This is a genomic window from Phocaeicola sp. (genome assembly GCF_048170425.1).
In the GTDB taxonomy this organism is placed as follows: domain Bacteria; phylum Bacteroidota; class Bacteroidia; order Bacteroidales; family Bacteroidaceae; genus Phocaeicola.
In genome coordinates this window covers 1-9594 of sequence record NZ_DBEXBB010000108.1, presented here as the reverse complement: position 1 = coordinate 9594, position 9594 = coordinate 1, and the positions used below count along the sequence as shown (strand labels likewise).

Annotated in this window: 7 protein-coding genes and 2 pseudogenes; 8 read left to right on the top strand and 1 reads right to left on the bottom strand. The window is 42.8% G+C overall.

All coding sequences use genetic code 11. The features are described 5' to 3' along the window. Positions 1-579 precede the first annotated feature (579 nt). A complete protein-coding gene (locus ACMJ0U_RS04445) occupies positions 580-1563 on the top strand; it encodes a hypothetical protein (protein WP_417128434.1) in 984 nt (327 codons plus the stop codon). 19 nt (positions 1564-1582) lie between these two features. After that, the gene (locus tag ACMJ0U_RS04440; RefSeq protein WP_417128432.1) at positions 1583-2782 is read left to right on the top strand and encodes an acyloxyacyl hydrolase; all 1200 of its coding nucleotides are present in this window, start codon (positions 1583-1585) and stop codon (positions 2780-2782) included. Between the two features lie 188 nt (positions 2783-2970). Here the strand turns inward: ACMJ0U_RS04440 and ACMJ0U_RS04435 are convergent, their stop codons facing one another. Next, positions 2971-4872 (bottom strand): TlpA family protein disulfide reductase, encoded by a 1902-nt coding sequence (locus tag ACMJ0U_RS04435; protein ID WP_417128430.1) that lies wholly within the window; start codon positions 4870-4872, stop codon positions 2971-2973. Positions 4873-5202: 330 nt separating this feature from the next. On the opposite strand from ACMJ0U_RS04435, the gene ACMJ0U_RS04430 reads away from it, so the two are divergent. The 6 genes and pseudogenes from ACMJ0U_RS04430 to ACMJ0U_RS04405 form a co-directional block, all read left to right on the top strand. Continuing rightward, on the top strand, positions 5203-6483 hold the full coding sequence (locus ACMJ0U_RS04430) for a site-specific integrase (RefSeq protein WP_202191334.1): 1281 nt from the start codon (positions 5203-5205) through the stop codon (positions 6481-6483). Between the two features lie 66 nt (positions 6484-6549). After that, a pseudogene (locus tag ACMJ0U_RS04425) lies at positions 6550-7404 on the top strand (DUF1016 N-terminal domain-containing protein); the annotation flags it as partial. A 70-nt stretch (positions 7405-7474) separates the two neighbouring features. Next, the gene (locus ACMJ0U_RS04420; RefSeq protein ID WP_234564434.1) at positions 7475-7627 is read left to right on the top strand and encodes a hypothetical protein; all 153 of its coding nucleotides are present in this window, start codon (positions 7475-7477) and stop codon (positions 7625-7627) included. 22 nt (positions 7628-7649) lie between these two features. Then, positions 7650-8519 (top strand): annotated as a pseudogene (locus ACMJ0U_RS04415) (nucleotidyltransferase domain-containing protein). Continuing rightward, entirely contained in the window at positions 8500-9240 is a 741-nt protein-coding gene (locus tag ACMJ0U_RS04410) for a class I SAM-dependent methyltransferase (protein WP_032541185.1), read from the top strand. Before ACMJ0U_RS04415 ends, ACMJ0U_RS04410 begins: the two are co-directional and overlap by 20 nt. 85 nt (positions 9241-9325) lie before the next feature. Continuing rightward, the coding region (locus tag ACMJ0U_RS04405; protein ID WP_417128435.1) for an HD domain-containing protein at positions 9326-9594 on the top strand (269 nt) is incomplete at its 3' end.

Below are 9594 nucleotides of genomic sequence, written 5' to 3'. Positions count from 1 at the left end.
CGTGGCAGCGTACAAGGCGATACGCGAGGTGGCGTAAGCGCAAAGCGCCAAAGCGTGGAGCGAAGCGACTAAAACGAAAGAACGGGATTCGGATGGTTTCCGAATTCCATTTAAAAGGTATTCAAATACCGGCGAAGCCGGCCGAATTTTTTTAGAATATTGATAGGGTAGGGGAATACAAAACTGAACTGATTTGAGGGTAAACGACCTCAATTTAACTATGTAAAGATAGTGATTTTTGTTGATATTTGCAAGTTATTTTTCTGTTATTTTTAGCTTAGAATTGACCAGTTCAAATGGAATAAAGAGTGCTTTAAATTATACGCTTCGTTTTGTGAAATGAACTTTTCATTTTGAAACGCGCGAACATTTCGATTTGCGGATTATATAAAGTTGAAACATCCTGTAAGCCCGTCATTGCTAAAAAATGTGTCAATGCCGGGCTTTTTTGCAGGGATATATTTGTCATATTGAAAAACTCTCTAACTTTATGCCCTGAAAATGCTTGCTGAGGGTGGATAAATGCTCCCCGTCTGCTTGCTAGTCAACGAACTTATGAACAAGTAAATGCATGTGATGATGAAAAGCACATTCCGTATGCTGCAATGCGGTATTCTTGCTGTCGCGTGGCTTCTTTCCGGATGCAACAGCGATATTTTTGTTGACAGATTCCTGTCGTCAGAACCTTCTGTGTCCTTATCCGAAACAGAAAAAGAAGTAACTGTTTGCTTTGAGGCAGACAACTGGGATATTCTGGGTATAGAGAATATGAGAGAAGGGGTGGATGTGTCTGCCACAGATCTGGAAGGAAAAAACTCCAAATATCTTCCTTTTGAGGAAGGAGAAACCGGCATTGTGTATTGTAAGAATACGTTTCTGGATTTTCGTATAGAAAAAAGAAACGGTAATGAGTTACATTTTATTTCCGGCGAGAATCTCTATGACCAGCCGTTTGAAACGTTTGTCAGGGTGGGCAACCGTTATGAAGAGAAGGTGATTCGCGTGTCTTTTTCTCCTACCCGTAAATATCAGATAGACAGTGTGGCATACGACTGGAGTCAGTTCTCTTCCTCCGATTACATGCTGGAACCCGTGGAACAGATGGAAGTGAATACCCTGAATGCCAGTAGCCCCGTCACATTGTATTTTTATCCTTATAAAAATTCAGCCCGTATCGTGGAGTTTTACATGCAGTATGGCGGCTGGGGAGGAGATGAAAACGATTTACGGAAGTTGCTGGGCGATGCTGCTTCCCAGGTGGAGATTCCGGATATCGTGAACGGCACACCGGGATTGTATGGCACGAAAATCTCTTTCCGTCATCATGAACAACGGCTGGATGCGGGGCTCGACAAGGAGTTGAAGGTATCGAAAACGGTAGAGGCTGGCAAGCACGTACGTCTGGAAGTGTATAATGGAATAGAGCAGTATAACGTACCTTATAAGGCCTATCTTTCCAACTCGCTGACCGGAAAGAAGCTGGTAATCTCCGGTACGCTTTCCAGCAAGAAACCGTTTAATTATTTAATCATTCCTATTGCAATTACTGATGAAGATAAATAGACTTGCAGTCAGACTGTGCATGTGTGCACTTGTATTTTTCCGTGCACTTTCTCTCTATGCCGATGGCAAGGACAGCCTTTCCCGAAAAATGATTCACATGGCAGGCATTGATGTCAAGCCGGCTTATATTTTCCCTACGCATGAGTTCTTTGCCGGAAACAATGCCACGTTTGCTCCCATCCGGAAAAATCTGTCGGTTCATTTGAAGTATGGGTTCAAGTTTGCGCCTGACTCTTATTTCGGCCGAATGTATCCTCATGCCGTACAAGGAATCGGGGTGGGGTATAACACGTTTTTCCATTCTTCCGAACTGGGGAATCCCTGGTCTGTATATGCCTTTCAGACCTCGCGCATAGCCAGTTTTACTCCCCGGTTGTCGTTGGACTATGAATGGAATTTCGGAGCCTCTTTCGGGTGGAAAAAATTTGATGCAGAGTCGAATCCCTACAACAGGGTGGTAGGTTCCAGAATGAATGCCTATATTCACCTGAGTTTCCTGTTGAACTGGCAGCTGGATGCGCAGACGAACCTGCGGGCAGGAATCGGTGCAACGCACTTTTCAAACGGGAATACCGGTTATCCCAATTCGGGAGTGAATACGCTGGGAGCCACTATCGGCCTTACACGTTATTTCGGAGGAGGATCGCGTGCTGCGCTGGCAGATGCCTCTTCAGGCCTTGTTCGGCGTCCGCCTTTCAAACCCTACGTCAGTTACGACCTTATCGTGTACGGAGCCACCCGAAAGAAAGGGGTGTTTCCGGAAGGCGGAGACCCTGTGCTGGTGCCTGGTTCGTTTGGTATCCTCGGACTGAATTTTACGCCAATGTACAACTTCAGCCGTTACTTCAGAGCCGGTGTGTCGGTCGATGCACAGTACGATGAAAGCGCCAATATTTCCAATTACATAGCCAATAGTGTGGGGCAACCCGATGCCGCGACCATCAAGTTTTATCGTCCCCCTTTCCGCGAACAGTTTGCCGTAGGGCTTTCCGTGCGGGCAGAGGTCGTGATGCCGATATTTTCCATCAATCTGGGCGTTGGCCGGAATGTCATCTGCAAAGGGGCCGACACCGATTCGTTCTATCAGATACTGGCTTTGAAAACCGATATCACCAAGAATCTTTTCTTGCATGTGGGATATCAGTTGCATGACTTTAAAGACCCCAACAACCTGATGCTAGGGCTGGGGTTCCGGTTCAATGCAAAAGGAAGGGAATGAGCCTCCCTTCGCTTTCTGCTTACTCGCACAGCCTTATTTTAAATTAGGGGAATTCAGTAGATTCTATAAAATTAGCCAACTAATCCATATACAAAGTATTGTGAATTAGTTGGCTTTTCTGTTATTTATGGCATGTTTCCCTTTCGTTTTCTCATGTTCTTTGGAAAACTCACCTGGTGAACTTGAGGTTATTCAATCATTTCCTTCAAGGTCTTTTTCATGACTTCATGGTCGCGGAAGTCGTTGCGGAGTTGATAGTGTCCGGACTTGTCCACTAGTACATACGAAGGAATACCGTCAATCTTGAACTGTTCGCAAAGATACTTCCATTGCTCGTCGTTCAGGCGGAAATGTTTCCCCTTGATGTTTGGAATCGCCTGTTTATAAGTGACAAGGGGAGACGTTTCGTTGGCAAGGTAAATCCATACCAGGTTGTCGCTCTTCAGTTCCTGTTCCTTCAGCGGTTCGTTGGCACGGATAGACATGCGGCAAGGTCCGCACCAGGTGTTCCAGAAATCCACCAGGATGACTTTTCCCTTGTAGGGCGCGATGAGGGCCTCGAAGAGCTTGTCCGGGGTTACTTCGGGTGTCTTTTCGATAATTGCCTTTCCTTCTACCGCCTTGAGAGCGATTTGTGTGTTTTCCTGCATTTTCAGAATCGCATCCCGGTAGAACGGGTTGTGTACGCTTTCAAGTGTTTTCCGGTCGGTCTCGGTCAGTGAGACATTCGCGGCTTTCTGTACTAAGGGAAAGACCCGTTGCAGGTCTTCGGCAAAGGTACCTTTCAGTCCGGCTTCTTCGGGCCAGGTGATGAGTGGATTGGAGATGCTGTAGGCATAGGACATGATATTTTCTCCCATCAGCAGTTGCTCGTCGGCGACAGGGAAGAGCTTGCACAATGCGACACGGTTTCCGGCTGTCAGCGAGTCAATCTTTATGTCCAGCGGTTTGTTGCGGTCCCACTGGTTGTGTACCATCCGGTAATTATATGTACGGAGGGCATCGCCTTGGGTTATGGCTTCCACAGCTTCCTGTTTTAATTTTAGCAGGGTCAGTTCTTTTCCTACAGATGGCAGGTCGCTTTGTGCGATACTGTCGGACAGTGACTGGTAGAGTTGGACGACATGCCGGGTATATTCGGCGGCTGTCATTTTGTAGTCTGCAAATTCCTTTGAATAGAGATTCATGCTGTAAGGTTTATCCGGATACAATGCGGGAGAGCTCAAGCCAGCGTATGTGCCTGTGACATAACATTCCGGTGTACTTTTGAAAGGAGGAAGTTGCTTTTTCTGCGTCCGGCGGTCCATAAGCATCTGTCCGCTTTGGTGCATGTCAACATACAAGTCTATTTCTTCGCCTGGAGCCAGCCAGAACCGGTTTACTCCTATTCCTGCAAGAACAAAAGCCTGTGCGGAACCATACTGCCAGAACTTGAATTCAGCCTCTCCCGTGTTGGGGTTGATGGGAGCGGTGAAAGATTGCTGGCCGTTCAGCAAGGTATTGACATAGAGATTCACTTCCTTTGCCAACTCCTTCCGGTAACCTGAAAGATGGACGTGTACTGCGGTTTCACCCATTTTGAACAAGGGAGCAGGTAGGGAAGACGGCACGTTTTCGGTCATACGGATGGCTTCGGCCGGGATGTCAGACGGCACGGTGGCTTCCGTTTTTCCCGTCAGGTCGATACCGAACAGTTTGAAACAGTCGTCGCAATCGGATTCGATGAAGTCGAACGAGCGTGTATCGCGGGGGAGGGGCTCAAAACTCAGCCGGAAGGAGGCTTCTCCTGTTTCTGGCATCCAGAAAAGAGAATCGGCTTCAATGCCTTGTGTACCTTTCAAGGCATATTTCTTGCCCTCTGCTTGCAGGTAAGATTCGGAACTGATTTTAATCCAGTAGTGCGGGCGGAAATAGGCGTCCGTATAGAGCACCGTGGCCGTGTCGCTCAGTTCCACTTTCGAAATGTCGAGTGTCATGGTGTTGGCAGACTCAATGAAGGGGTTTTCTACACTTCTGGTGACAGGTGTGTTTGCGGTGGTGGCCAACCATGCCGTGGCGGCCAATGCCAGTAGGGCCATTTTATTTTTCATGTGGATTCAGGTTTTATTGTTTGTGTAAATATACGGAAAGGCAGATTAAAGACAAAGAATGTGTCTGCTTTTTATGATTTTAGGCAATAAAAAACCCAGCTTTACTTTTCGGTAAAACTGGGGTGAAATGCTTTTAAACTGCTGCTTTTCAGTTCCTGGCGGAGAGACAGGCTCTCGAACCTACATATTCAAGAAATATCATAAAATTGCAAATCATTAATAATCAAGCACTATTTGGAGTACATAGTAAATCTAAATCTTTCTGAATATCTTTTGCTATTCCAAATATTGGGTGTATATTTGGGTGTAGAATTTCAAACACACCCAATTATGAATATCAAACGAAACATCATTTTTGCATTGGAAAGCCGGAAGAAGAACGGTGTGCCAATCGTGGAGAACGTGCCTATCCGTATGCGTGTCATATACGCAAGTCAGCGCATTGAGTTTACAACGGGTTACCGCATTGATGTAGCCAAGTGGGATGCTGACAAGCAGCGAGTGAAGAACGGGTGTACCAACAAACTAAAGCAAAGTGCATCTGAAATCAATGCCGATCTGCTGAAATACTATACCGAAATTCAAAACGTGTTCAAGGAATTTGAGGTACAGGAGGCCATGCCCACTACCCAACAGCTAAAGGACGCATTCAACCTGCGGATGAAAGATACAAGTGAAGACCAGGAAGACGTAAAGATAAGTTTTTGGGAGGTATTCGATGAATTTGTAAAAGAATGCGGCAACCAGAATAACTGGACTGAATCCACATACGAAAAGTTTGCAGCCGTTAAAAATCACCTCAAGGAGTTCAAGGAAGATTTAACCTTTGAATATTTCAATGAATTCGGACTGAACGAATATGTCAATTTCCTGCGCGACAAAAAGGATATGAGGAACAGTACCATCGGTAAACAAATGGGATTCCTCAAATGGTTCCTGCGGTGGAGCTTCAAGAAAGACTATCACCAGAATATAGCATACGATACGTTCAAACCGAAATTGAAAACCACCCCCAAGAAGGTAATCTTCCTGACATGGGAAGAACTGAACAGACTTAAAGACTATCAGATACCCAAAGACAAACAGTATCTGGAACGTGTCCGGGATGTTTTCCTGTTCTGTTGCTTTACCAGTCTGCGTTATTCAGATGTTCGCAACCTAAAGAGAAGTGATGTCAAGTCCGACCATATAGAAGTCACCACCGTTAAAACGGCAGATAGTCTGAGTATTGAACTGAACAAGTACAGTAAAGCCATACTTGAAAAATACAAGGACATCCATTTTGAAAATCACATGGCACTGCCAGTCATCAGCAATCAGAAGATGAATGATTATCTGAAAGAACTGGGAGAACTGGCAGAAATTAACGAACCTATACGTGAAACTTACTATAAAGGGAATGAGCGCATAGATGAAGTTACCCCGAAATACGCATTGCTCAGCACTCATGCAGGAAGAAGAACATTCATCTGTAATGCGCTGGCTCTAGGTATTCCGGCACAGGTTGTAATGAAATGGACAGGACACAGTGATTATAAAGCCATGAAGCCCTACATTGACATAGCCGATGATATTAAGGCTAATGCAATGAACAAGTTTAACCAACTATAAAAGTATCAATCAGTTTCATAGATTATCATTATTAAAGTTATCTTTGTCAGAACAAGATTTATTAATATGGAAAGTAACAATAATCATAATATAGATAAAAGGAATTTTGACGCTTTTGTCCATGCTGTCGGTTCGGAAATAGAACAGGCGCAAGTCCGTCTCATTACAGCTGCCAATGCCCAGATGTTGTTCCATTACTGGAAAATGGGCAATTATATACTGTACCAGCAAAACCTGCATGGCTGGGGTGGTAAAATTATCAAGAAGTTGGCACAGGCAATCCGGTTCAACTATCCTGAAAAGAAAGGATATTCGGAGCGTAATCTTACTTATATGTGCCAGTTTGCCCGTTTATATCCGTTAAATGTACTTCGTAGCTTTATTGAAGCAGATTCAATACTGTCAGTCCCTAATATTCAAAACATTACTAATGAAGTCCTTAAACTCAACAGCGGGCAATTTACGCAGGAGCTTACTGCGCAAATACAATCAGCTGATAATCAATCTTTAGAAATTACGCAGGAGATTCCTGCGCAATTTCAGAATGTAGCAAAAACAGTAGCAACCATCTATAAAATATAAATAGAGGATATAGAAGATTTATTCTTGGCATCACCTGTTGCAAGAACCAATTGGGCAAGCCATGTGATTATGCTTAACGGTTCGCTTCCATTGGGTGTAAGCTATTGGTACATGAAACAGTCCGTGGAAATGGGCTGGAGCAGCAATGCTCTTAAAATACAAATTGAGACCAACTTATATAGCAGACAAATCAGCAACAACAAGGTTAATAATTTCACAGCCACGCTTCCTGCACCTCAAAGCGACCTTGCCAACTACCTGTTGAAAGACCCGTATATCTTTGACTTGGCAGGAGCCAAAGAACGCGCGGACGAAAGGGACATAGAAGAGCAATTGGTTTACCGGAGCCGGTGGCATGGATGTAGGCTTTGAACGACCCGGGATTAAGGTTGTATTTGCAAATGAGGTTATGAAAGAAGCAGCTCAGACTTATATACTGATTGATTTCCGTGCCTTCTATGGCTTGGATAAATTTAGCTTGAAGCAAATCGACCAGTATGTTTGGCAGATCGGGAAGGATTACTTCCCGAAGAACTACGGAAAGAAAGTATTTTGTCTTTAATCGATAAAAGGAGTGTGTTCGTATGGTAGATAATGTAATTCAAATAGTAACAGAGAAATTATCTTCTTTGCCTTGCATAGAAGGCATTGTATTAGGGGGCTCACGTGCAAGAGGCACCCATACAGAGGATTCTGATATAGATATCGGAATCTATTACAATTCAGAATCATTTGACCTGACAGCGATTAATCAAATTGCTACAGAATTGGATGATGAGAATAGAAACGACCTTGTTGTACCTCCCGGAGCGTGGGGTGATTGGGTTAATGGCGGCGGATGGTTAGTTATAAACGGGTATCATGTTGACTTGATTTTACGTGATATAAAACGGGTGGAACAAATAATCAAAGATACGGAGCAAGGAATTGTTACTGCCAATTATCAGACTGGGCATCCCCATGGTTATATAAGTGCTATGTATCGTGGAGAATTGGCGATCAGCAAGATACAATATGCTAAGAATGAAAGCTTATGCGAATTAAAAAATCAGGCAGAAATTTACCCTGGTGCTCTAAAGAAGAGCTTGATAAACTTTTTTATATTTGAAGCAGAGTTCTCTTTAATGTTTGTAAAAGCAAATGCGGGAGCAGAGGATAAATATTATATTGCAGGCCATGTTTTTCGTATTATTTCATGCTTAAATCAAGTACTATTTGCATGCAATAATGCTTATTGCATTAACGAAAAGAAAGCTATAAAACTGCTTGAAACTTTTGAATATAAACCTGAAAAATATGCCGAAAGGGTTAATCATATTTTTGAAGTACTCGGTCTTTCACTTTTTGAATGCTACGATATGACCGAGAAGCTTTATAAATAAGTGAAAAAACTTGCAACGGAGATAAATAACTTTTTAAACGAGGGGAATACAGATGAAAGAAAACAAATATGATGATAATATATTTTTTCAAAAATACAGTCAAATGAGTCGCTCACAGCAGGGACTAGCCGGTGCAGGAGAATGGGAAACATTGAGAAAGCTGCTGCCGGATTTTAAAGATAAGCGTGTGCTTGATTTAGGATGCGGCTATGGATGGCACTGTATTTATGCGATGGAACACGGTGCTTCTTCTGTTGTAGGTGTTGATATTTCTCATAAAATGCTCGAGGTAGCCAAAGAAAAAACACATTTTCCACAGGTTGAATATAAATGCTGTGCTATAGAAGATGTGGAATTCCCAGAGGAGAGTTTTGATGTAATATTAAGTTCACTTGCGTTTCACTATGTAGCAGATTATGAGATTTTAGTAAAAAAGATATATAGAATACTGAAGTCTGGTGGTAAGCTAGTTTTTACGGTTGAACATCCTGTTTTTACTGCCTATGGAACACAAGACTGGCATTATAACGAAAAAGGAGAAATACTGCATTTTCCGGTGGATAATTATTATTATGAGGGCAAACGGACAGCTGTGTTTTTGGGAGAAAAGGTTACAAAATATCATAGAACACTGACCACATATCTAAATACACTGCTTTCAAATGGTTTTATAATAAATCAGATTGTGGAGCCGCAGCCGCCGGAAAACATGATGGATATTCCGGGGATGCAGGATGAAATGCGCCGTCCCATGATGCTGATTGTATCGGCGAACAAAAAAGTGGATAGATAGAACTAAAACACCTATAAGGTATAAATAGAGGTAATTTATGTTTAAAGAAAAAATTATTATAGAGATGAAAGAAGTATTCAAATAAATTCCTTTTGGCATAGAGCATACTCTCAAAGTTTTGAAAAATGCAGAAGATATAATGAAAGGAGAAAATATCGGAGAGGAAGAAAAAGAATTCATTAGTATTATTGCTATACTACATGATATTGGTGCGGTTGAAGCACAAAAAAAATACGGTTCTATTGATGGTGTCTATCAAGAAAAGGAAGGACCAGCAGTAGCGAAAGAAATATTAAAAAAGGTAGGCTATAACAAAAATATTGATAGAATATGCTTTATAATAGGCAACCATCA